Origin of the sequence: Pseudomonas sp. TNT3 (genome assembly GCF_010095445.2) — a bacterium.
Classification (GTDB): domain Bacteria; phylum Pseudomonadota; class Gammaproteobacteria; order Pseudomonadales; family Pseudomonadaceae; genus Aquipseudomonas.
This window is the reverse complement of the sequence record NZ_WFGV02000004.1, coordinates 183290-207326: the sequence shown is the minus strand read 5'-3', so window position 1 is coordinate 207326 and position 24037 is coordinate 183290. Positions and strand designations below refer to the sequence as shown.

General features: G+C 61.2%; 18 protein-coding genes and 1 riboswitch. Of the genes, 4 read left to right on the top strand and 14 right to left on the bottom strand.

What is annotated here, in order from left to right; translation table 11 throughout:
* From GBC55_RS04715 to GBC55_RS04680, 8 genes are all read right to left on the bottom strand, one after another.
* Positions 1–3112: DUF6531 domain-containing protein (locus GBC55_RS04715; protein WP_162439442.1), on the bottom strand; the 3112-nt coding region annotated here is incomplete at its 3' end.
* A gap of 498 nt (positions 3113–3610) precedes the next feature.
* Positions 3611–5389 (bottom strand): allophanate hydrolase, encoded by a 1779-nt coding sequence (atzF, locus tag GBC55_RS04710; RefSeq protein WP_162439443.1) that lies wholly within the window; start codon positions 5387–5389, stop codon positions 3611–3613.
* A 25-nt stretch (positions 5390–5414) separates the two neighbouring features.
* The gene (uca, locus tag GBC55_RS04705; protein WP_162439444.1) at positions 5415–9104 is read right to left on the bottom strand and encodes an urea carboxylase; all 3690 of its coding nucleotides are present in this window, start codon (positions 9102–9104) and stop codon (positions 5415–5417) included.
* Between the two features lie 305 nt (positions 9105–9409).
* On the bottom strand, positions 9410–10051 hold the full coding sequence (locus tag GBC55_RS04700; RefSeq protein WP_162439445.1) for an urea amidolyase associated protein UAAP2: 642 nt from the start codon (positions 10049–10051) through the stop codon (positions 9410–9412).
* Positions 10052–10062: 11 nt separating this feature from the next.
* Positions 10063–10788 (bottom strand): urea amidolyase associated protein UAAP1, encoded by a 726-nt coding sequence (locus GBC55_RS04695; RefSeq protein ID WP_162439446.1) that lies wholly within the window; start codon positions 10786–10788, stop codon positions 10063–10065.
* Positions 10789–10800: 12 nt separating this feature from the next.
* On the bottom strand, positions 10801–11589 hold the full coding sequence (locus GBC55_RS04690; RefSeq protein WP_162439447.1) for an ABC transporter ATP-binding protein: 789 nt from the start codon (positions 11587–11589) through the stop codon (positions 10801–10803).
* A gap of 19 nt (positions 11590–11608) precedes the next feature.
* Positions 11609–12424, bottom strand: a complete 816-nt coding sequence (locus GBC55_RS04685) for an ABC transporter permease (RefSeq protein ID WP_162439448.1) — start codon at positions 12422–12424, stop codon at positions 11609–11611.
* 16 nt (positions 12425–12440) lie between these two features.
* Positions 12441–13508 (bottom strand): putative urea ABC transporter substrate-binding protein, encoded by a 1068-nt coding sequence (locus GBC55_RS04680; protein ID WP_162439449.1) that lies wholly within the window; start codon positions 13506–13508, stop codon positions 12441–12443.
* Between the two features lie 61 nt (positions 13509–13569).
* Positions 13570–13670, bottom strand: a riboswitch (guanidine-I (ykkC/yxkD leader).
* A 430-nt stretch (positions 13671–14100) separates the two neighbouring features.
* Here GBC55_RS04680 and GBC55_RS04675 point away from each other — a divergent pair.
* Positions 14101–14553, top strand: coding sequence for a hypothetical protein (locus tag GBC55_RS04675; RefSeq protein WP_194691132.1), 453 nt, complete (start codon positions 14101–14103; stop codon positions 14551–14553).
* A gap of 112 nt (positions 14554–14665) precedes the next feature.
* On the opposite strand, the gene GBC55_RS04670 is transcribed toward GBC55_RS04675, so the two are convergent.
* The gene (locus tag GBC55_RS04670) at positions 14666–15778 is read right to left on the bottom strand and encodes an enoyl-CoA hydratase/isomerase family protein (RefSeq protein ID WP_162439450.1); all 1113 of its coding nucleotides are present in this window, start codon (positions 15776–15778) and stop codon (positions 14666–14668) included.
* Positions 15779–15910: 132 nt separating this feature from the next.
* On the opposite strand from GBC55_RS04670, the gene ung reads away from it, so the two are divergent.
* Entirely contained in the window at positions 15911–16603 is a 693-nt protein-coding gene (gene ung / locus GBC55_RS04665) for a uracil-DNA glycosylase (protein WP_162439451.1), read from the top strand.
* Between the two features lie 93 nt (positions 16604–16696).
* Here the strand turns inward: ung and GBC55_RS04660 are convergent, their stop codons facing one another.
* From GBC55_RS04660 to GBC55_RS04645, 4 genes are read right to left on the bottom strand one after another with little or no spacing between them, the layout of a single operon-like run.
* On the bottom strand, positions 16697–17731 hold the full coding sequence (locus GBC55_RS04660; RefSeq protein WP_162439452.1) for an AbrB family transcriptional regulator: 1035 nt from the start codon (positions 17729–17731) through the stop codon (positions 16697–16699).
* Entirely contained in the window at positions 17724–19238 is a 1515-nt protein-coding gene (locus tag GBC55_RS04655; protein ID WP_162439453.1) for a tripartite tricarboxylate transporter permease, read from the bottom strand. The genes GBC55_RS04660 and GBC55_RS04655 overlap by 8 nt, the downstream gene beginning before the upstream one ends.
* Position 19239: 1 nt before the next feature.
* Positions 19240–19698: a tripartite tricarboxylate transporter TctB family protein gene (locus GBC55_RS04650; RefSeq protein WP_162439454.1), complete on the bottom strand. Its 459-nt coding sequence runs from the start codon at positions 19696–19698 to the stop codon at positions 19240–19242.
* A 60-nt stretch (positions 19699–19758) separates the two neighbouring features.
* Positions 19759–20736: a tripartite tricarboxylate transporter substrate binding protein gene (locus tag GBC55_RS04645; RefSeq protein WP_162439455.1), complete on the bottom strand. Its 978-nt coding sequence runs from the start codon at positions 20734–20736 to the stop codon at positions 19759–19761.
* Between the two features lie 385 nt (positions 20737–21121).
* Here GBC55_RS04645 and GBC55_RS04640 point away from each other — a divergent pair, with 385 nt between their 5' ends.
* Both GBC55_RS04640 and GBC55_RS04635 read left to right on the top strand, forming a co-directional pair.
* Positions 21122–21793 carry a response regulator gene (locus tag GBC55_RS04640; RefSeq protein ID WP_162439456.1) on the top strand — a complete coding sequence of 224 codons (672 nt, stop codon included), beginning with the start codon at positions 21122–21124 and terminating at the stop codon, positions 21791–21793.
* A complete protein-coding gene (locus GBC55_RS04635) occupies positions 21786–23171 on the top strand; it encodes a sensor histidine kinase (protein ID WP_162439457.1) in 1386 nt (461 codons plus the stop codon). The genes GBC55_RS04640 and GBC55_RS04635 overlap by 8 nt, the downstream gene beginning before the upstream one ends.
* Before the next feature lie 38 nt (positions 23172–23209).
* Here the strand turns inward: GBC55_RS04635 and GBC55_RS04630 are convergent, their stop codons facing one another.
* Positions 23210–24031, bottom strand: coding sequence for an HDOD domain-containing protein (locus GBC55_RS04630; protein WP_162439458.1), 822 nt, complete (start codon positions 24029–24031; stop codon positions 23210–23212).
* Between the last annotated feature and the right edge of the window lie 6 nt (positions 24032–24037).

Here is a 24037-nt window from a genome sequence, read left to right as displayed (position 1 = left end):
GCTGGCCGCAGGCGTCGTAGCCATAGCGCAAGGTGCCCCAGCTCTGGTGTTCGGTGATCAGCCGATCCTGGCGGTCGTATTCGAATTCCAGCGGGTGGTCGTGGCCGTCGTCGACACTGGTCAGGCGGCCGAGGCTGTCGTAGTGGTAGGCCACGGAGGTGCCATCGGGCAGGGTTTTGACCTGCAAGCGTCCGGCCGCATCGCGTGTATACCCGGTGACCAGTTGCGAGCCGTCCTCGCCAAACTCGGTCTTCTCCAGCAGGTGCCCGTTGAGGTCGTATTCGTAGGCGGTGCGCAGACCGTCGAAGCCGGTTTCCTGTCGGATCAGTCCGTTGGCGGTGTAGTCCAGAAGGTACTTTTCGCCGGACTCGTTCTCGATCTCCGTCAGCAGCAACTGTGCGTTGTCGTAGCGGTAACGCAGCTGCGAACCGTCCGGATTGATCCGGCGGCTGACCAGGTGCAGGTCCTCGACGTACTCGTAACGCGTGACCTGGCCCAGTTCATCAGTGGCAGAGGTGAGCGTGCCGTAGGCGTTGTAGCTGTAAGCGCGGGTGGCGCCGCTCGGCAGGGTGGTGTGGATCAGGCGGCCAACAGCGTCCCATTGCGAGCGCGTGACGGCGCCGTGTTCGTCCTCCTGGGTAATCCTCCGCCCCAAAGCATCGTAGGAAAACTTCCGCTTGCCACCTTCTGGCAGGGTTTCTTCAACGAGCTGGCCGAGCGCATTCCAGACCAACAGATGACGGCTGTGATCCGGGTAACGGATCGACAGCAGGCGGCCTTGGGCGTCGTAGCGGTAGTGCGTGGTGTGACCGTCCGGGTCGATGGCTTCGGTGACATCGCCCTGGGCATTGCGCAGGTATTTCCACTCGGCCTTGCCACGAAAGCGTGCGTGCAGGAAACCGTTGCGGTATTCGTAGGCTGTTGGCGTGTCTTCTGGCGGAATCAGCGCCACCAACCGTCCGGCGTCGTCGTAGTGGTATTCGGTAACCGCGCCCAGCGGGTCCTGCTCCGCCACTAACCGACCCTGCTCGTCGTAGGACTTGAGGTGTTCGCCGCCATCCAGTTCGACCTTGCGCACCAGCCGCGCCCGATCATCGTGGACGTACACCTCTTCGCTGCCATCGAGGTTCCTGACCGTGACGCTGCCCTGGTCATCCCAGATGTATTGCGCGTCCATCTGCCCGAACGAGGCCCAGTGACGGATGCAACGAGCAGCCTTGCCGGACCTTTCCCACGCCCAGAAGAAACTCGCCCCACCGGCCAGTTGCCGCTGCAGGATCACGTGCTGCTCGTCGTAGCGGTAACGCTCGCTTTCTTCGGCCGCGTTGGTCGCTTCGATCAGCTGCTGGTGCTCGTCGTAGCGATAACGAACCAGCGTCTGCTCGGTCACCCAGCCTTGGGCCACGGTGGGCGCCGGGGTGAATCGCTGGTAGTCGACGGCGATCAGGTGGCGACGGTCGTAGCGCAACAGCAAGGCGCGGCCGGCGCCGTTGTCCACGCGTTCGAGGCGGCCGTGGTAGTCGTGGGTCAGGAGCAGGCGGTTGTCGTAGGTGTCGCTGATCGTGTTCAAGCGACCGTTGAGGAAGTGATAAAAACGCGGTGCGTCGCCGGCCTGGGCGAGGATCAGTTCTTCGGCCGCGTCACCGAGAAAAATCGCCGCCCTGGACAGGCTGTTGTGGATCGCCGGGCGTTCGCTGTTCGGCAGGGGAAAGGGCGTGCGACGGTTTTCGTGGTCGATCCAGATGACTTCGTCGCCGACGATTTCCAGGCGATGGGAGAGGCTGTGGCTCCAGCCGAAACCGAGGCCGACATCGAGCTCGGCGGCGCTGGTGCGGTAGAGGCGGGTGAAGTCGAAAGGGAGGACGCCGTCGAGCGTGCCGTCGGTGAGGGTCAGCAGTTCTTCGCCGGTGACCATCGACACCGGGCAGCCGTTCTTGCAGGTGGAGGCCACGCAGGTGGCGGCGTCGTCGTTGGGGTTTTTCGCCTGTTTCGAGGCATCGTCGCGGTGTTCGTTCTGCTTGAGGGTAGTGTTCTTGCGGGCGTTCCAGTTCAGCAGCAGGCGACCCTGATTGGCGCCGGCCGCGATGCCGCGTGCGGTGACGGCTTTGTAGTGGTCGACGTAGGACATGACGGTGTCGAGGAGGGCGAAGATGGCTCTGATGAAACCCTTCGCAGCACTGACGATCCGAGGGCCGTAATGCGCCAGACGTATGCCCAGGTAGACGAAGCCAGCGCCCCCCGCGAAGCACAGAAGAGTACCGATCAGAAGTTCGATCAGTAGTTGCACCACCGCTGCGGTCGTTTGGCCAGCAATCAGGCTGGGCGGCAGCATGTCCCACCATAGACTCGCCGTGCGCAGCAGCAAACACAGCGCCGCCTCGTCACTGGCTAACAGCATGGCTTTTTCCATTGCTGCGGGGGACTCTCGCGCCAGATCAATCAGCGATTGCACACCACTGCCAAGCCGCTCAGCGTACTTTTCAGGGTCTTTAAAGATGTCGTAGATAAGGCTCAGGCTGTCCCACACCCCGATAATCGCCGCCCAACTCCCGGCGAGAACACCGCTCCCCGCCGCTGCCATCGCCGACTGCGACCACTGCGGTTTGAACCCCTCCCACTCCTTGCGCAGCCAGTCTTCAAGTTGCCCGGTCAGTCCGTCGTAAGACTTGAACAGCGCATCAACCTGATCCTTCGTCACCGCGCTTTGCACGTGCACCCGGTAAAACTTCCCGGGAATACCGCGGAATTGTCCCTTACCGTGTTCATCAAGCGTGATCGACTTGCGCTCACCCCCGTCCACCGCAATCACATCAACCTGAATGTTCCCCAGCGGAATGTCATACACCGACTCGAACGTGCTCTCGATCAGCAGAATCCCGCCGCTCGGGCACTGCGCCACCGTGGAGAAAAAGTCATCGTCGCGACGACCGACCACCGTGGTGCTATCACCGAGCTTGATCCGCCGATCCATGTCCATCAGCGACGGCAGATCCGTCGCGTGACTGACGGTGTCGGCGGCACGGCTGAACCAGTGATCGAGCTGCTGGCGATACAGCGTCAGCGTGTTGGGGAAGTCGTCGAGCGCCTGCTCGATGCGTGCGCTGTGTTCCATCAGCGCGGCGCTTCGAACGCAGGCGAACACACAATCGGGTCGAACATGAGCAGTCCCTCGCGCAGGAAAAATGGCGCGGGAGACTGTGCGGGGGATCAGGGTGGAAAGAAGTCAGGCGGAGTAGGTGTTGTTGGTAGGAAGATTCGCTGAATGGCGAGGATGAACCGGTTGGCGCTGAAAAATCACACTATTTCCATACGCACAAAACGAATGTGGGAGCGGGCTTGCTCGCGAAGGCTGTGTGCCAGTCAAAGCACTAGTCGACTGACGCACCGCTATCGCTGGCAAGCCAGCTCCCACAGGGTTATGTGTGAATTTTGCGAAGGCGGTGTATCAGTCAACACAACTGTGACTGACATACCGCCATCGCTGGCAGGCCAGCTCCCACAGGGTTCTGTGTGAATTCGCGAAGGCGGTGTGCCGGTCAAAGCACTAGTCGACTGACACACCGCCATCGCTGGCAGGCCAGCTCCCACAGGGTCAGGGGGAACCTCGGGATCACTGCAGATTTTTCAGGTACGCGCGCCACCCTCCGAAGTGACTGATATCCACAGCCCCCTCCAGCCCGTACCCTTCGCAGATGAACCCGCTCTCCCAGCGCCCATCCGCCAGTTGCACCTTGCCCAGCCCCAATGGCGCCGGGATTCCGGTCAGGAACGAGCCCAGCTCACTGCTCGGCAATTCCCACACCTCCACTGCAACCGCCACGCCGCCGTTTTTCACCCGAACCATACCCGGGCGAAAGGGTGGCCCACCAGCCAGTGCGTACAACTGATAGTCCGGCGAACTGAATGTCGTCTCGACCAACGTGGCCCCACGCCGTTTCAGTTGCCAGTTCAACGCCAGGCCATCCAGATGCGCGCCGCAGACCACCAGCCGTGCGCGATCATCGCGAGCGACCGTCGTCGGAGCGGGCGATCCTGAACCTTGATGACGCTGCAACGCATCCGCCACGCTCAACAAGTACTGGTCGGTGAATACCCGCCCGAACAGCGTGACACCCCACGGTAAACCGTTGCCCATGAAGCCGCTCGGCACGGCGACGGCCGCGTAGTCGAGCAGGTTCATGAAGTTGGTGTAGTAACCCAATTGCGAGTTGCGCAGCACGGGTTCGGCTTCCAGTTCGGCCAGCGTCACCGGGCGGCCGATGGTGGGCGTGATGACGCAATCGAGGTCCTCCAGTGCCTTGTCGCACAGCGCCTTGAGGGCTTGCAGGCGGTACTGCGCGCGGAACGTTTGTACGCCGGTCACCGCCGGCGCCTTGGCCAGCACGGCACGAATCACCGGCAGCACGGCTTCGGGATGGGTCTCCATCAGCTCCCCGGCGACGCTGTAGCGTTCGGCGACCCAAGGCCCTTCATAGAGCAGGCGGGCGGCTTCGAGGAACGGCGACAAATCCAGCTCCACCGCTTCACCACCCAAGGCTTTGAGCTGGTCGATGGCATCACCGAACAACAGCGGACCTTCGGGGCAGCCGAAGAATTGCAGGTCCTGCGCACGGGGTACTCCGAAACGAAATGGATGAGGCGTACCGAACGCCGAGCCGTCATTCCACAGCGGGTTGCTGCGGCTGTACTCGTCCCGAGGATCAAGCTGCGCGGTCAGCGCCAATAGTTGGCTGGCTTCCCGAGCAGTCGCCGTGAACGTGGTCACGCAATCGAGCGTGCGGCAGGCCGGAACGACACCCGCGGTCGAGATCAGGCCTTTGCTGGCTTTCAGTCCGACCAGATTGTTCAGCGCCGCCGGGACCCGTCCGGAGCCCGCGGTGTCGGTGCCCAGGGAAAAGCTCGCCACACCAAGTGCCACGGCCAGCGAAGAACCGGCGCTGGAACCCCCCGATGGATACTCCGGCAACACGCTGTTGGGGCAGGCGCCGTAGGGAGATCGACTGCCATTGAGGCCGGTCGCGAACTGGTCGAGATTGGTCTTGCCCAACGGGATCGCCCCCAGCGCCAGCAACTGCTCGACGATGGTCGCCGAGCGCTCTGGCACATAGGCAAATGCCGGGCACGCGGCGGTGGTGGGGATGCCCGCCAAATCGATGTTGTCCTTGATCGCGAACGGCACGCCGAACAACGGCAAGCTGTCGATGGTTTGATCATCGAGGGCGGCCAGATAGGGCTCCAGTTCTTCGACGCTGAGCAAGTGGATGAACAGGTGATAGTCCGGGTTCAACGCTGCGGCTTTGTCGCGCAGGCTCAGCAGCAGTTGCCGAGGCGTGACGCTGCCGTCGCGGTAGGCATTGCGCAGGGCGTCGAGTTGCAGATTGATGTTCATGGCATTGATCCTTTTAGAAATGGTTTCAGTCGAGTTCCAGCACCACGACACGCTGCCCGGCGCGCACCGCCGAACCCGGTTGCACGCGAATCTCGCGCACCACGCCAGCCATGGGTGCCAATAGCGGAATTTCCATCTTCATCGACTCCAGAATCACCAGCACGTCGCCGGCCTGAACCCGGCTGCCGGTTTCAACTTGAACCTGCCAGAGGTTGCCGGCGATGTGGCTGTCGACGCTCTGATGTCCATTGCCCAGCGGCGCCTCTTCGGTCGCCTCGGGGATGAGTTCTTCACTGTCGAAATGCGCCTGGCCACTGGCGATCCAGCGCTCGCGCTCGGCGTTGAAGGCGCCTTTTTGCTGATCGCGAAACGCGGCGATGGTCTCGGCTTCCTTCGCCAGGAACGCCTGGTAATCCGCCAGGTTCAGCTGGCTGTGTTCGATGTTCAAATCGAAACGCCCGAGCGGAAAATCCCGGCGGATGCGCAGCAGTTCATCGGCGCTGACCGGGTAAAAACGGATCTGGTCAAAGAAGCGCAGCAACCACGGTTTGCCATCGAATGCGGCGACTTCGCGATAACGGTTCCACATCTGCAAAGTGCGACCGACAAACTGATACCCGCCGGGACCTTCCATGCCGTACACGCACATGTAGGCACCTCCGATGCCCACCGAATTCTCGGCGGTCCAGGTGCGCGCGGGGTTGTATTTTGTGGTCACCAGGCGGTGCCGCGGGTCGAGCGGCGTGGCGACCGGGGCGCCGAGGTAGACGTCGCCCAGGCCCATGACCAGGTAGCTGGCGTCGAACACCGTGCGCTGTACTTCGTCGAGATTGGGCAGGTCGTTGATGCGGCGGATGAACTCCAGGTTGCTCGGGCACCACGGTGCGTCCTTGCGCACGGTGGTCATGTATTTTTCGATGGCCAGCTGACAGGCAGGGTCATCCCATGACAGGGGCAGATGGACGATGCGCGACGGGACTTGCAGGTCCCTGGCGGCACACACGGCGTCCCATTCGCCGGCGACGATGCCAAGCAAATCCGCCAGCGGCAGTTGTTCGGGTTGGTAGTGCACTTGCAGTGAGCGAATGCCTGGCGTCAGGTCGATCACACCGTGCAGGTGTTTGCTTTCCAGTGCCTGCATGAGGGCGTGGGCGCGAAAGCGCAGGACGAGATCGAGCTCGGGGGCGCCGATTTCCAGCAGTAGATGCGTGTCGCCGGAGAGGCGTGCAACCAGCCGGGTATCGTCCTGGCCCAAATCCAGCACAACAGGCGACACAACCGCCTGGGGGAGCACAAACCCTGTGGCGAGCGAGCTTGCTCGCGCTGGGTCGCGAAGCGGCCCCAAGACCTGATCCCCCGTTTTTTCTGATAGACCTGGCGACTGCTTCGCACTCGAGCGGGAGCAAGCTCCCTCGCCACAAAAGCGTTGTGTCGCAAGGTTACGGGCAGTCTTCAGGTCGACGGGGAGGAACTGTACTTTGTCGCCCGCCTTGAGCTGCCCCAGTTGCCAAAGATCCGCTTCGATCACCGTCACAGGGCAGACAAAACCGCCGAGGCTCGGGCCGTCCGGGCCGAGGATCACTGGCATGTCACCGGTGAAATCCACCGCGCCGATCGCATACGGATTGTCATGAATATTCGACGGATGCAGCCCGGCTTCGCCGCCATCAGCCCGCACCCATTGCGGCTTCGGTCCGATCAGGCGCACACCGGTCCGGCTGGAGTTGAAATGCACTTCCCACTGAGTGTCGAAGAAGGTGCCGATGTAGTCTTCAGTGAAGTATTCCGGCGCGCCGTGGGGGCCGTAGATCACCCGGATTTGCCGCACGCCTGGCAGCTCGGTGACCTGTTCTTCGGGCAGATGTTCACCATGCTTACGGTCGCTCAAAACAGGGATATGCAACACATCCCCCGCCCGTAAAGCACGCCCGCCGTGCCCACCAAACTGGCCGAGGGTGAAGGTGCTTTTGCTGCCCAAATAGTCCGGTACCTGAAGGCCTCCACGCACGCACAAATAGCTGCGAGCACCCGCGCCGGCGATCGTGCCGAGGCTTAACGTGGCGCCCGCGGGAATCAGCAGCGTGGTGTTCATCGACACCGTTTCGCCGTTCAACGCCAGCGGAATCACGGCCCCGGTGACCGCCACCACCGCCTCGCAATTGAAGCGCAGCAACGGTCCGCTCATGGTGATTTCGAGCGCCGCGGCACCTTCGTCGTTACCCAGCAGACGATTACCCAAACGCAGCGCGCGACTGTCCATCGGCCCAGACGGCGGAACGCCCACGGCCCAATAACCAAGACGACCGGGATAGTCCTGCACGCTGGTTTGGGTCCCCGCGCTGAGCACCTCGAACGTGTTGGCCTGATAGACCAGATCTTCCAGGCAGCGAGTCCACGGCTGGCCGCTGGCAAAGGGCGCGTCGAGCAGGATCTGCCGCAGATAATCGCGGTTGGTTTCCACCCCATACAGCACGCTGTCGCCCAATGCCTGATGCAGATCGGCGGCTGCTTCTGCCCGGGTCGGCGCCCAGCAGATGACCTTGGCGATCATCGGATCGAAGTACGGCGGGATCTCGCAACCTGCCTCGACCCAAGTGTCGATGCGCAACTGTTTACCATCGGCGGCAGGGAAATGAACGGCCGTCAGCAAGCCTGGGCTTGGCTGGAAATCCCGACCTGGATCTTCGGCGTAGAGGCGTGCCTGGATGGCATGGCCGTCGGGTTTCAAACCTTGGCTCAGTTCGCTCAGGGGCGGCAGATCACCGGCCGCCAGCGCCACCATCCAGCGCACCAGATCCACGCCCCACACTTGTTCGGTGACACCGTGTTCGACCTGCAAACGGGTGTTTACTTCAAGGAAGTAGAAACGCTGGGCTTCGCTGTCGAACACAAACTCCACGGTGCCGGCGCTGCGGTAGTTCACTGCTTTGGCCAGCTTGATCGCTGCAGCACACAGCGCGTCGGCCATGCCGTCGGGCAGGTTGGGCGCAGGGGTTTCTTCAAGGACTTTCTGATTGCGACGCTGGACGGAGCAATCGCGCACGCCGAGGGCAATGACGTCACCTCGACCGTCGCCGAACACCTGGACTTCAAGGTGGCGGGCGCGCTGAATGTACTTCTCGATAAACACGCCAGCGTCGCTGAAGTTGTTCTGCCCAAGACGTTTGACCGTTTCAAAGGATTCGCTTAATTCCGCCGCGCTGCGGCAGACGCGCATGCCGATGCCGCCACCGCCGGCGGTGCTTTTGAGCATCACCGGATAGCCGACGTGTTCGCCGGCAATCAATGCCGCGTCGAGGCTGTCGAGCAGCTCGGTGCCTTCGAGCATCGGCACGCCATGCTGTTTCGCCAGGGCGCGTGCGGTGTGCTTGAGGCCGAATACCCGCAGTTGCTCTGGCGTCGGGCCGATGAACGCGATGTTGGCCGCTTCGCAGGCTTCGGCGAACGCGGCGTTTTCCGAGAGGAAGCCGTAGCCGGGATGGATCGCCGTGGCGCCGGTTGCCCGGGCGATGGCGAGAATCTTGTCGACGGCCAGGTACGTGCCAGCGGCAGCGCCTTCGCCGAGGCTGTGAGCTTCATCGGCCTGCAGGATGTGCAGGCTGGCAGCGTCAGCTTCGGAATACACGGCGACGCCTTTGACCTGCAGTTCACGCAGGGTGCGCAGAATGCGGCAGGCAATAGCGCCACGGTTGGCAATCAGGACTTTTTCGAACATGGCATAACCCCCGGAGGCGATTGCGTATCAGCCTCGACCTGGGATGCGGGCCGTCCCGCAGTTTTTCGATAAGCGCCGGGGTCGTCCTCGGGCGGCAAAAACAATTCTCTTCAGAACAGCGCAGTCCCTTGTGGGAGCGAGCCTGCTCGCGATGGCGTCGGCACATTTGAAATGGATGTCGACTGCCACATCGCCATCGCTGGCAAGCCAGCTCCCACAGGTTGGGTGGTTTCAGGGTTTTTTCAGGCACTGCCCGGAGCGGGCCTGGCACAGGCTGAACAGCCATTTACGCAACCGCGTCATTTTCAGTTCCATACCAGGATCTCCGCCGGGGTCGGGTTGTAGGCGTTGCAGGGGTTGTTCAGTTGCGGGCAGTTGGAAATCAGCACAATCACGTCCATCTCGGCGCGCAGGTCGACGTATTTGCCTGGCGCTGAAATCCCGTCTTCGAAGGTCAGTCCGCCGTCCGCTGTGACCGGTACGTTCATGAAGAAATTGATGTTCGGCCCGATGTCGCCCTTGCCCAGTCGACCATCGTGGACGCAGGCGCGCAGGTAGTTGTCACGGCAGCTGTGCATGTAGCGTTTTTCCAGGGCATAGCGCACGGTGTTGCTCTCTTGGGCGCACGCGCCGCCTAGGGTGTCGTGGCGTCCGCAGGTGTCGGCGACGATGGTCAGCATTGGTTTGCCGAGGTTGGAATAGAGCACGCTGCCGGTGCTCAGGTAGACGCTGTTCTGCCGGCGCAACGTGCGCTGTACGTCGTAGCGTTCTTTCGGATTGGCCACGCTGTAGAACAGGGTGTCGACGGCTTGATTGCCTTCCAGATCGAGGATGCGCAGGGTCTGGCCAGCCTTGACCTCCGTCAGGAAGGGTTCGCCAGCCGGGACCTTGGCGCGATACACCGCGTTTTCAGGCTGTGGTTGTGCGGTTGCAATAGCGAGTGACATGGCAGCGATCCTCAGGCGAACAGACGGTCGGTGTTGATGAAGCCGCGCTCGTTTTCCGGGCGCGAGGTGCGGCAGTGTTCGGCGACGCTGGCGTCAGCCTTCATCCAGCTGAGCTTCAAGGGTTTTGGTGCGTAGTCAGGGGAGGGGTCCATCGGGTGTTGCAAGGCGGTGAGCACCACCAGCGTGTCCATGGGGGCGTACAACTCGATGTAGTCACCGGCTTTGGAGTTACCCTCGACGAAGTGAAAATGCCCGGCCTCATCGACGTTGACCCGGCTGAAAAGATTGAGCGTCATCAGCAAGTCGGACAGGCCCAACCCCCATTTGCCCAGCTCCACCAGCAGGTTGTCAGTGCCGTTGCGGAAGAAACCGTTACGCAGTTCCTGATAGCGACCGGCGCCGTATTTTTGCGCGACTTCTTCAGCGCAGAGCACGCCACCGAGGCTGTCGCTCCAGCCACAGGTGTCGGCGGTAATGGCGGCCAGCACGCGGCCCATGTCCGAGTACAGGCAATGGCCGGTGGTGAGCTTGGCGGTGTGTTGGCATTTGAGGCTGTCGGGCAGGTTCAGGCGCTCGGTTTTTTCGTTCGCGTTGAGTAACGTCAGGCTGACATTGGCACCGCCGCGCAGGTCGGTCAGGCGTAGCAGCTGACCGCGTTTCATGATGAAAGAACGATGGCCGCCGCCAGGGAGCGTTTCTTCGGCGAAGACCGGGAACAGTTGGGTCGAATCAGTCATGTGCAAACTCCTCTAAGCGGTACGAAGCAGGCCTGCCAACGGCGTCGGCAAGGCGTCGACGGCGGCGCGATTGACGCGGCGGTCGCTGTTCAAAGGGATGTCGTAGGTGATGCGCGCGCCATAGGCGCCGGGGGCGTGCGGGTCGACGCGGACCTTGTCGAACACCAGCAAACGCGTGCCCAGGCTGAAGCCTTCGGACAGGTCATGGGTGACCATGAACACCGTCAATTGCGTCTCGCGCCACAGCTCCAGCAGGAGGCCGTGCATGTCTTTGCGGATGCCCGGATCGAGGGCGCCGAAGGGTTCGTCGAGCAGTAATACCCGCGGTTTCATGATCAGCGCCTGAGCGATGGCCAGTCGTTGCTGCATGCCGCCGGACAGCTGCGCCGGATACCTGTCCAGCGCATGACCGAGGCCGACTTTGTGCAGCAGTACCGAGGCCTGTTCGCGGGCGTCTTTTTTGGCGCTGCCAAACAACCGACCGAGTAACGGCGAGCGGGGCAGCTCCAGGCCGAGGGCGACGTTGTCCAGCACTGTCAGGTGCGGGAACACCGAGTAGCGCTGGAACACCACGCCACGGCTCGAATCCGGTTCGCTGGCCAAAGCCTGGCCGTCGAGCAGTATCTCTCCGCGACTGGCGCGTTCCTGGCCGAGCAACAGGCGCAGGAAGGTCGACTTGCCGCACCCGGATGCGCCGACCAGGGTGCAGAACTCCCCCTCGTTGACGTTCAGGTTCAAGCCTTCGAGCACCACCTGATCGGCGTATTGCTGCCAGACGTTTTTCACCGTGATGAAGCTCATGCGCGGGCTCCTTCGGAACTCATTTGGAGGCACCTTCGTGCCAGGGGAACGCACGCCGGGTCAGGCGCTTGAGGCCCCAATCCATCAGCCAGGCGAGCAGGGTGATCCACACCACGTACGGCAGGATCACGTCCATTGCCAGGTAACGGCGCACCAGGAAAATCCGGTAACCGAGACCGTCGGTGGAGGCAATGGCTTCGGCGGCGATGAGGAACAACCACGCCGAGCCCAACATCAGGCGCAACGAGATCAACAGGCGCGGCAATAGTTGAGGCAGCACCACGCGCAACATCAAGGTCCAGGTGGATGCGCCGAGGGTCTGGGCCTTGATCAGCAGTTCGACCGGAATTTCCCGGGCGCGCTGTTCCAGGTCACGGGCCAGGCAGGGGGTGATACCAATCACGATCAGCATCACTTTCGACAATTCGCCCAGCCCGAACACGATGAACAGAATCGGCAGGATCGCCAGCGGTGGCACCATCGACAGCACCGTCAGCAAGGGGGACAGCGGCGCCCCAAACAGCGGTAGCGTGCCGGCGGCGATGCCCAGGCAAAGTCCGGCAATCGCGCTGATGCCCAGGCCAATAGCCAAGCGTCGCAGGCTGGACGCGGTGTCCTGCCACAGCAGGTAATCCCCGGTGCGGGTATCCGCAGTGAACGCCAGGCGTTTGACCGCGTCGGTCATTTGCACGGCGCTGGGCAGCAGCTTGTCGTTGGGGTTGTCCATCAGCCGCTCTGCCGAGCCCATGAAGTAGGCGAACAGCACCAGGGCGAAGGGCAGGATCACCAGTAACAGGCGACTCGGGCGATCCGGGTGGCGATTGATCAGGCGCATGGCCATGTCCTCCTGATTACAGCTTGGCGTCGGCCGCCATTTGCACGTAGCTCGGGTCGAAGCGCAGCTTGAGGTTGGCTTTGTCGCCGCTGGTCACGCCGTTGGCGAAGGCCATGCCGACGGCGCTGGTGTCCTTCGCACCTTCACCCAGCAAACCGTGCTGGAACGAGAATTCGGCGACCTTGCGCATGGTGTCCGGCAACTGTTTGCTGGTGGTGAAGGCGAGGGCTTCCTGCGGTGTGGCGAACAATTTGGTGGTGTCGAGTTGGGACTGGAAGCCGGCCAAATCGGTGCCTGAGGCTTTGGCCATGTGTTCGAGCGCAGCTTTGCTGGCGGCATTTTTCGCGTTCATCAACTCGACCACTTCGAACCACGCACCGGTCAATGCTTTGCCCAGGGCCGGGTTGTCTTTGAGCGTGGCGCTGTTGACCACCATCATGTCCATGATTTCGCCGGGGATCTGGCTGGAGTTGAAGACTTCGGTCACACCGGGCTTGGCCTTGATGTCCGAGAGCATCGGGTTCCAGGTGGTGACGGCGTTGACCTGATCCGTGTTGAAAGCTGCCGAGATGTCGGCGTCGGAGGTGTTCACCACTTTCAAATCTTTCTCGGCGAGATCGACGGAATCCAGCGCCCGGGCGAGCAGGTAGTGGGACACCGACAGTTCGACCAGATTGACGTCCATGCCTTTTAGGTCGGTGACTTTTTTGCCCTCGCCTTTAAGTACGATGCCGTCATTGCCATTGGAGAAGTCGCTGACGATCAGCGCGGTGCTGTCGACGCCGCCGGCCGCCGGGATGGTCAGCGCGTCCATGTTGGTCATGGTGCAACCGTCGAACTGGCCGGCAGTGTATTGATTGATGGATTCGACATAGTCATTGAGCTGTACCACATCGATCTTGATGCCGTATTTCTTCGCCCATTTGTCGACGATGCCTTGGCTGCCCGCGTACTCCCAGGGCATCCAGCCGGCATAGATCGTCCAGCAGACGCTGAAGTGGTCTTTTTGCGCGGCTTGGGATGAGAGGCTCACAAAGGCTGCGAATGCAGCGGCGAGCAGGGTGGGTAAACGAAGCTGGGACATGGTGGTTCTCCAGTTGATCAAGGGCGGACAGGAGGCAACGCGGCACCGCTAGCGGTGGCTTGTCTCCCGGGCTTTTGTCCCGCCGTGTAACCTCAACTGGAGGTCGCCAACTCTCGGACCAGTCACTCGCCTTAGCGAGCCGGAACCCTAGTCAGCCATTGCAAATTGTGGTGCCGCGAACCTGTAGTGACTCCTGCACGTGATTGTTAAAGCGAGAGGCGTGCCAAGTCCGTCTGAAGGCTCTAGCGTGGGCGTTCAGCTGCATAGTCGATAAGGGGTGCAGGGTTGATTGCCTTGGGATGGTGCAGAGATGCACTGCAATGGAACGTCCACACTGCTGATGTCAGGACGGTGGCGTGTAGCCAATACACGCCGAACACGGGCCGCTTCATTTCAGCGGTGGATACAGCAGGCTGAACCATCAATCAGCCAGTGAATGTATGAAAAACCTTTCATCGGCTAGATGTTTCAACTTGTTGCTGGGGCGCACCAGATTCTGAAATCGATGTCTTATCTTTCGACAGTCACCGAATAATTGACTGTCGCCTGCCAGCGTCGCTGGTATGGCTCACTCGCGGTCCAGGAGGCCGCCATGCTCTGTCGAAAACAGCTCCGCCGAATTCTTCTTATTGCAGTAGTGGGATTGTCCTTAGGGGCGTGCGTGCCTTATTCCGATGGAGGATCCAGCTACTACAGTTCCGAGGTCTACACCTCGCCAGCACCTGCCTATTACTCAAGTGGCGCCACTTACTATTCAGGCGGCGGAGGCTATTACACCCAGCCTCGCCGGTACTACGCCCCTCCGGCGCGGTACTACCAGCCAACCCCCCGGTATTACCACCAGCCGCGGGTTTATCAACCGGCACCGCGCTATTACCAGTCGGCGCCACGGGCGCATTATCGGGCTCATCAGAATCATGGGTGGGACGGCCGCAATCGCGGTGGGAACAATGACTATCGAGGGGGCGGGCGTAACAATAATCACGGTGGACGAGGCGATCACAACGGCCGTGGTGACAATGGTGGACGGGGTGGTCATCGCTAGGTTGTAGAAAAATCCATGTGAGAGCGAGCCTGCTCGCGATTGCGATGTATCAGTCGACCTTAAAGTTGGCTGATACGCCGTCATCGCGAGCAGGCTCGCTCCCACATTTCGTTCAGTATTCCCCCAGATCCGCCAAAGGATGCCGGCCTTCCCAAGCCTTGTGGAAGTGCGCTTCGACCACAGCATCTGGCACGGTGTTGATGTCTGGCCAATGCCAGTGCGGCTTCTGATCCTTGTCGATCAATCGCGCCCGCACGCCTTCGCTGAACTCGGGGTGTCGGCAGCAGTTGAGACTCAGGGTGTATTCCATCTGGAAAACCTGCGCGAGCGACAGGTGTCGGGCGCGGATGATCTGCTCCCACACCAGGTGCGCGGTCAGCGGTGAACCTTCGCTCATGGTTCGGGCGGCGCGACTGAGTAACAGGTCCGTGTGATCGCGCTGTTGGCTGATGGCCTTCCAGGCGCAACGTACGTCGCTGACATCCAGAAGCTCGTCGATTTGCTGGCGTCTGGGCAGCCATTGAGCCTCGGGCATTTGCCCAAGGGCTTCCTGTTGCAAGGCCTTGAGCAGGCTGTTGAGCTGCATTGATGTCTGCTCCTGCCAATTCAACTGCAACAGGCCTTCAATCAGCTGTTCCTGTTGTTCATCGAGCAGGAAGCGGTCGGCCAGGTCCAGATCAATGGCATCGCGACCATTCATGTGTGCACCGGTCAAACCGAGAAACAAGCCGAGCTTGCCGGGCAGGCGGGACAGGAACCAGCTGGCGCCAACATCGGGGTAGAGGCCAATACTGATTTCCGGCATCGCCAAGCGACTGCTGGGCGTAACAATCCGGATGCTCGCCCCTTGCAGCAAACCCATGCCGCCGCCGAGCACGTAGCCGTGTCCCCAGCAAATCAGCGGTTTGGGATAGGTGTGCAGGTTGAAGTCCAATCGGTATTCCGCCGCAAAAAACTGTGCAGCCAGGGGCGGTACTTCACCCGGATGCGCGCGGCAGGCTTCTACCAGGCTACGGACTTCGCCGCCGGCGCAGAATGCCTTGGCCCCGTTGCCGCGCAGGAGGACGCAGACGATTTGCGGTTCCTTGGCCCAGGCGTCCAGCTGATCGCTCAGGGCGTTGATCATCGGCAACGACAGGGCGTTGAGGGACTTTTCGGCATCCAGGCTGGCAACGCCGATGCGCGCGCCGTCGGTGCCGGTGAGTTCTTCGAAGTGCAGATTCATCGTGACCTCGATCGGGAATTTGAGCGTTCAGTATGATCGCTGTGCAAGAAAGTGCCGGTTCTGCGTCAGATCAATTGACAAGCGTGATGGGCCTTCTTAGGGTTCGCCCCATTGTTTTTGCCGGATGTAACCATGACTGCTGACGACCGTATCAAACTCGAACCGAGCTGGAAGGAGGCACTGCGTGCTGAGTTCGACCAGCCCTACATGACAGAGTTGCGCAACTTCCTGCAACAGGAACGTGCGGCGGGCAAGGAGATCTATCCGCCGGGACCGATGATTTTCAATGCGCTCAACTCGACGCCGCTGGACAAGGTGAAAGTCGTCATCCTGGGGCAGGACCCCTATCACGGCCCGGGCCAGGCCCATGGCTTGTGTTTCTCGGTGCAGCCGGGCGTTCCGGCGCCGCCTTCGCTGGTGAACATCTATAAAGAGTTGAAGCGCGACTTGAACATCGACATCCCGAGCCATGGCTACCTGCAAAGCTGGGCCGATCAAGGCGTGCTGATGATCAACACCACCATGACGGTGGAGCGGGCAAGTGCCAATGCGCACAAGGACAAGGGCTGGCAGTTTTTTACGGACCGGATCATTGAGGTGGTCAGCCAGCATCAGCCGCATCTGGTGTTCATGCTGTGGGGCGCGCATGCCCAGAGTAAACAGAAACTGATCGATGCGACCAAGCACCTGGTGCTGACGTCGGTGCATCCGTCGCCGCTGTCGGCTTATCGTGGGTTTTTGGGTTGCGGGCATTTCAGCCGGACCAATAAATTTCTTGAGCAGAATGGCGAGACGCCGATTGAGTGGCGGTTGCCGCCGGTTTGAAAAGCATCGCCGGCAGGCGGGCTCCCACATTGGTCTATGGTTTTCACAAAACCTGTGGGAGCCCGCCTGCCGGCGATGATTTCAACTCGGTCTTTACTCTGGACTACGGTTCCAGTACTTGAACAACGGCTCCGCCAGAAACAACACAAACAACAGCCGCATCACCTGCATCGCCGTCACCAACGGCACCGACAGTTGCAGGGTCTCCGCCGTGAGGCTCATCTCGGCAATGCCGCCGGGCATCATGCCCAGTGTCAGCGAACGCAAATCCAGGTGGGTCAGCGCACTCAACCCCAGCGCCGCCACGGTTGCGATCAACATGGTCAGCACCGTGCCGATCAAGGTGCGCCCCATGAACGATGGTGCGCGACGGAAAAACTGTCGATTGAAGTGGCAACCCAGGCCACTGCCGATGAGCCATTGGCCGATCTGGCTGCCGCCGTCGGGCAATCCGATGTGCAGATCCCAACCAATGCTCACCGCCGCACTCACCAGCAAAGGGCCGAACAGCCACGGGTTGGGTTGACGCAGACGTTCCCACAGCCAGGCAGCCAAGGCACCTGCCGGGAAAAGAACCGCCAGCCACCACCAGTTGACGGCGGAAGGGTGAAACACCGGTGCTCCGTCGCCCAGCAAATACTTGAACGCTGCCGGTACACACAGAACCACCACCAACACCCGCAAACTTTGCCCGGCCGCGACGCGGCTGAGTACTGCACCGTTGCGGGCGCCGAGGTTGACCATCTCGCCTGAGCCGCCAGGCATGCTGGAAAAAAACGCGGTGGCGCGATCTTCACCGGTACGGCGCATCAACCAGACCCCGACCACGGCGGACAGGCTGGTGACCAACGCACCGAAGAAGATCAAACCGAAGTGGCTCAGCACCTGCTCCATCACCACCGGGGTGAAGTGCAGGCCGATACCGATACCGACCACCCACTGGCCGCATTTGCGGCCACCAGGGATTTCCGCCAGCTGCCAGGGTGTCAGGCAGCGCACCAGGATGATCGCCAGCAACGACCCGACCATCCACGGCAATGGCCAGCCGATCAGACTGGCCAGGTAACCGCCCAGCGCGCCGACCAGCGGCGTACCCCACCAGGCGTTGAACGGTGTGCGATCAGACATCGGCCACAACGCGCCGGGCGACAGAACGTTTGCGCCAGATCCGCAGAAGCGGCATCAGCAACATCACTGCGGTCAGTACCCAGACACCGAACGTGATCGGGCTCGACCAGAGGATTTCCAGTGCACCGTTGGAAATCGACAAGGCGCGACGCAGGTTCTGTTCCATCAGGCCGCCGAGGATGAAGCCCAGCAGCACCGGGGACAGCGGGAAGTCCAGCTTGCGCAGGATGTAACCGAAGATGCCGATCCCGATCATCAGGAACAAGTCGAACGTGGTCGCATGCACCGCGTAGACGCCGATGCCGGTGATGATCGCGATAACGGGCACCAGTGCCCAGTTCGGCACAGCGAGGATGCGGGTGAAGATGCGGATCATCGGGATGTTGAGGATCACCAGCATGATGTTGGCGACGAACAACGACGCGATCAGGCCCCAGACGATGTCCGGCTGTTGCTGGAACAGCAGGGGACCCGGGGTGATGTTGTACAGCGACAGCGCGCCGATCATCACCGCGGTGGTACCCGAACCCGGAACGCCGAGGGTCAGCATTGGCACCAGTGCGCCACACGCTGCGCCGCCGATGGCAGTTTCAGGTGCCGCGAGGCCGCGCATGTCGCCCTGGCCGAACGTGCCTTTGGCACCGGCGATGCGTTTCTCGGTCATGTAGGCCACAGCGCTGGCCAGTGTTGCACCGGCGCCGGGCAGTACGCCCATGATGAAGCCGAGCACGCCACAACGCAGGTTCACCACGAACACCGCCGAGGCTTCCTTGAAGTTGAACATCATCCGTCCGGTGGCTTTCACCGCTTCCTGGCCGTGATGGGTTTTTTCCAGCAGCAGGAGAATTTCACTGATAGAGAACAGACCCAGCACCAGTACGACGAATTGAATGCCGTCGGTGAGGTGGATGTTGTCCCCGGTGAATCGATACACGCCGCTGTTGGCATCGATCCCGACCGTGGACAGGAACAGGCCGATCAAGGCGGCAATAAACGTCTTCAACGGACGATCGCCGGCCATGCCGCCCAGGCAGACAATCGCGAAGACCATCAGCACGAAGTATTCCGCCGGCCCAAAGGCAATCGCCCATTTCGCCAGCAGCGGCGCGAACAGCACCATGCCGCAGGTGGCAATGAACGCACCGATGAACGAGCTCCACGCCGACAGCGACAGTGCCACGCCGGCCAGGCCTTTACGGGCCATCGGGTAACCGTCGAGGGTGGTCATCACGGTGGAGGCTTCGCCCGGGATGTTCAGGAGGATCGAGCTGATCCGGCCGCCGTATTCGCAGCCAAGGTACACCGCTGCCAACAGAATCAGCGCTGACTCTGGCGGCAAGCCAAGGGCGAATGCGATCGGGATCAACAACGCTACGCCGTTGATCGGTCCCAGGCCCGGCAACAGGCCGACGACCGTACCGATCAGGGTGCCGCAGAGCGCTGTCACCAGGTTGTACGGGCTCAGCGCAACGCCGAAACCCTGACCCAAATAACCAAGAGTATCCATATCAGTTCTCCAGAACGTCGAGCAGGCCCAGAGGCAGCGGCACGTCCATCAACTTGTCGAACAGCAGGTAGAGACCGATCGCCATCAGGCTGATGATCACTGTGCTGGGCACCCAGCGACCGCCATACAGGCGTGCCATCGGAATGCCGACCAGGATGCTGGCCACAATGAACCCAAGGGGTTCGAAGGTGCCGGCGAATACCAGCAACAGCACGACGCAAATAGCGATTTTGGTCAGGGTTTCACGGTCCATCGGGGGTTCATCAGCGTCGTGCTTGATCGGCGCCGGGCGAAATACCATGTACAGCAGCGCCAGGCCCATCAGGCCGAGCATCAGCAGTGGAAAGGCCCGAGGCCCCACCGGTTCGTAGGAAAAAGCGGCCTGATACGGCCATGCCATCAGTGCCAGGCCGACGCAGGCCAGCAACAGCACCGAAGCAAAAATGCGTTGTAAGAGCATGGGGAACTCCTGTGCCGCGTCCCCTCGATCATCGGGGACGCAGCCGCTGGACAGAGGCGATTACTGAATCAGGCCGAATTCTTTGGCCAACACTTTGTAATCCGACACTTGCTTCTTCACGTACGTGTCCAGCTCCGGACCGGTCATGGCGAACGGGAACAGTTCGCGCTGATCGCGCAGCTTGGCGAACTCTTCGGAAGCGAGGAGTTTGTCGAAGGCGTCTTTCCACCAGGCGTAGTCTTCATCGCTGACTTTTGGCCCGAGGTAGAAGCCGCGAACCACTGGCCAGACGATGTCGTAGCCCTGCTCCTTAGCCGTCGGAATGTCTTTCATTTCCGGCTCGTCCAGGCGTTTTTCGGAGAACACGGCCAACAGGCGCATGTCGCCACTCTGGATGTGCGGCATGGAGTCGGAGATGTCCGTGCTGCCGACCTGGATATGGCCGCCGAGCAGTGCCGTGGCGATTTCACCGCCGCCTTCGAGGGCAACGTAACGCAGGTCGCGGGGATTGATGCCGGCTGCTTTGGCGATCAGCGCGGTTTGCATCCAATCCTGGCTACCGACGGTTCCACCGGAACCGATGACGACTTTGCTCGGGTCTTTTTTCAGCGCCTGGACCAGGTCGTCCAGGGTCTTGTACGGCGAATCGCTTTTCACCGCGATAGCGCCGTAGCTGGTGCCGACGGCGGCCAGCCAGCGCACGGCGTTCTCATCGAAACGACCGAATTTGCCTTGCGCCAGGTTCAACAATGAACCGCTGGACCACGCCACCAGAGTGCCGGCGTCGGCCGGACGTTGAGCGACCACTGCGTTGTAGGCCACGGCGCCTACACCACCGGGCATGTAGGTCACACGCATTGGTTTGCTCAGCAGCTTTTCGTTGACCAGCGCGCTCTGCACCAGTTTGCAGGTGAGGTCGAAACCACCACCTGGCGAGGCTGGGGCAATGCATTCCGGGCGTTTTGGTTCGGCCATCAGTTGGCCGGCAAACAGCATGCAGCTGGCGGCGAGGGCGAAACGGCGCAGTGATCGATTCATGATGTCTCCACAGGAGTTATTGTTTTTCGAGATGAGTCAGGCGAGGCGGGTTCGCACCGTGCAACCGGTAGCGGCGCTGGCAAGCGGTGGAGATTCAGGGAAAGGGTAGGGCGGGACAGCCTGGCGCTGTAACAACGGCATGGTGCAGTACCTCGGTTATTGTTCTTATTGGCGAAAACGCATCAAGGCGTTTTTCGGGAGCTACATTTCAAAGCACGAGTTGATGGCTTGCAGTCGAAACCATCCGTGGGCCGACTCTAACGGCTCAACCTTTCGCTAACCTTTCAGCAGCCTTTCACGGTTTTCGGGCTTCACAGCGACGGATGCGGCTGTAAACTTCGCGCCAAAGAATGGCGTCGACCATCCCTGAATGAGGTAATGATCCATGCGTGTCCTGCTCGTCGAAGACCATCTGCAGCTCGCTGAAAGTGTCGCTCAGGCGCTCAAGGGCACAGGGCTGACCGTGGACGTTTTGCACGATGGCGTGGCCGCTGACCTGGCCTTGAGCAGCGAGGAATATGCCATGGCAATTCTCGACGTCGGGCTGCCGCGCATGGACGGATTCGAAGTGCTGGCGCGCCTGCGTTCTCGGGGTAAAAACTTGCCGGTATTGATGCTGACCGCGCGCAGCGACGTGAAGGATCGGGTACATGGCTTGAACCTGGGCGCCGATGACTACCTGGCCAAACCTTTCGAACTGACGGAGCTCGAAGCGCGAGTCAAAGCCTTGTTGCGGCGCAGTGTGCTGGGCGGTGAACGGCAGCAGACCTGCGGGGTGCTGGCCTATGATCTGGACACCCGGCGCTTCACCCTCGGCGAAGAATTGCTGACGCTGACTTCCCGCGAGCAAGCCGTACTTGAGGCGTTGATCGCGCGTCCCGGTCGGGTGATGAGCAAAGAGCAACTGGCCTCCCAGGTGTTCGGGCTGGATGAAGAAGCCAGCCCGGATGCCATCGAGATCTACGTCCACCGTTTGCGCAAAAAACTCGACGGCCACCCGGTCGCCATCGTGACCTTCCGCGGTCTCGGCTATTTGCTGGAAAGTCGTGATGCATAAGCCCAGCAGCCTGCGTTGGCGGTTGCTGTGGAACCTCGCGCTGTTGCTGGTGGTGTTGATGCTGGCCAGTGGATTGAGTGCTTACTGGAACGGGCGCGAAGCCGCCGACACCGCTTATGACCGCACGTTGCTGGCCTCCGCGCGAACCATCGCCGCTGGTGTTTCGCAGCGTGACGGTACGCTCAGCGCCGATGTGCCTTATGTGGCCCTCGATACCTTCGCTTACGACAGTGCGGGGCGCATTTTTTACCTGGTCAACGACATCCACCAGAATTTGATTTCCGGGTACGAAAACCTTCCACCGCCGCCGCCGGGAACACCTCGCACGGATGACTATCCCGCACTGGCGCGCTTCTACAACGCCAAGTATCAGGGCCAGAACGTCCGAGTGGTCAGCCTGCTCAAACCGGTGAGCGAGCCGAACATGAACGGCATGGCGGAGATTCGTGTCGCAGAAACCGATGAGGCACGGGTCAGCATGGCGCGCAGCCTGGCGGCGGATACGTTGCTGCGGTTAGGGATGCTGGCGATCGGTGCGCTGCTGATGGTGTGGTTTGCGGTCAGTGCGGCATTGCGTCCGCTGGAACGTTTGCGCACCGCAGTGGAAGAGCGTCAGCCGGACGATTTGCGGCCGTTGCCGTTGGTGGAAGTGCAGCATGAGCTAGGGCCATTGGTGCGCGCGCTCAATCACTTTACCGAACGGCTGCGCGGACAGTTCGAGCGTCAGGCGCAGTTCATTGCCGATGCCGCCCATGAGTTGCGTACACCCTTGGCAGCGCTCAAGGCGCGACTTGAATTGGGCCTGCGTTCAACCGAACCGCAGACGTGGCGCAGCACCCTGGAAACGGCGGCCCAGGGCACAGATCGCCTGACGCACCTGGCCAATCAGCTGCTGTCGCTGGCGCGGGTTGAAAACGGGGCGCGTGCGATTGCCGAAGGTGGCGCGCAATTACTCGACCTCAGTCAGTTGGCTCGCGAGTTGGGCATGGCCATGGCGCCACTGGCTCATGCGCGCGGGGTGGCGTTGGCGTTGGAAGCGGACGAGCCGGTGTGGCTGCGCGGTGAGCCGACGCTGTTGAATGAGTTGTTGAGCAACCTGGTGGACAACGCGCTGGCCCACACGCCACCGGGCGGTAACGTGATTTTGCGGGTGACGCCGCCTGCGGTGCTGGAGGTTGAGGACGATGGCCCTGGCATTCCACTCGAAGAGCGCGAGCGCGTGTTCGAGCGCTTTTATCGGCGCAATCAGCAAGTGGCCGGCTCGGGATTGGGGTTGGCGATTGTTGGGGAGATCTGTCGTGCGCACCTGGCGCAGATCAGCCTGCACGATGGCGAGCAGGCCGGGTTGAAGGTGCGGGTGAGTTTTATTGCGGGGTGAGGCTTTTGTGGCAAGGGCGCTGGCCCTCGCCACAGTGATCAGTAAAACATCGAGCGCGATGCTTCCAGATCCTGGCAGACAGCCAGATTGTCAGGGTCAATTCCCAGTTTCTTGAACGCCGGCACGTCGAACGCATTCACTCGCGCAATCGGATGGTCGGTGCCCTTGTGGCAGTACAAACTCGCAACTTGCACCACATCCACGTAATCCACTCGCTCGGAATCGCGCTGGAAGTCCAGGTACTGTCCTGGCAACTTCACCAGCTTTTCCGGGAAGTCCCAGACCCTGAGCAGTTTGTCGCCGATCAACGGATGTATCTGGTCGATCACGTGGTTGAGGCTGATGGAGTCGGCCAGCAATTCGTTGTGATCTTCAGCGTACGTGAGAATCGGTAGTACGCCGATCTGGTGCACCAACCCGCCAAGTGCTGCCTGATCCGGTTTGAGCTGGGTGTAGCGGCGACACAGTGCATAGCTGATGCCGGCAATTTCCAGACTCTTGCGCCAGACTTCGCGCATTTTCTGCTCAACCACTTCAGAGCGGGCATTGAAAATCTGTTCCATGACCAGGCCGATGGCCAGGTTGCTGCTGTAATTGACGCCCAGGCGAGTGATGGCCGTGTGCAGGTCAGTCACTTCCTGAGTCGCGCGCAGCAGGGGGCTATTGACGACCTTGATCAGTCGCGCCGACAACGCGGTATCGCGGCCGATCACTTTGCTCAGGGCGCTGACACTGATTTCCGGGTCTTCAGCGGCCTTGCGAATCTGCAGGGCCACTTCCGGTAATGTTGGCAGAACCAGATCATCGTTGTTGATGGCCGCCACCAAATCCTGTTGGACCTTATCCGCCAGCTCGCTCATTTCGTC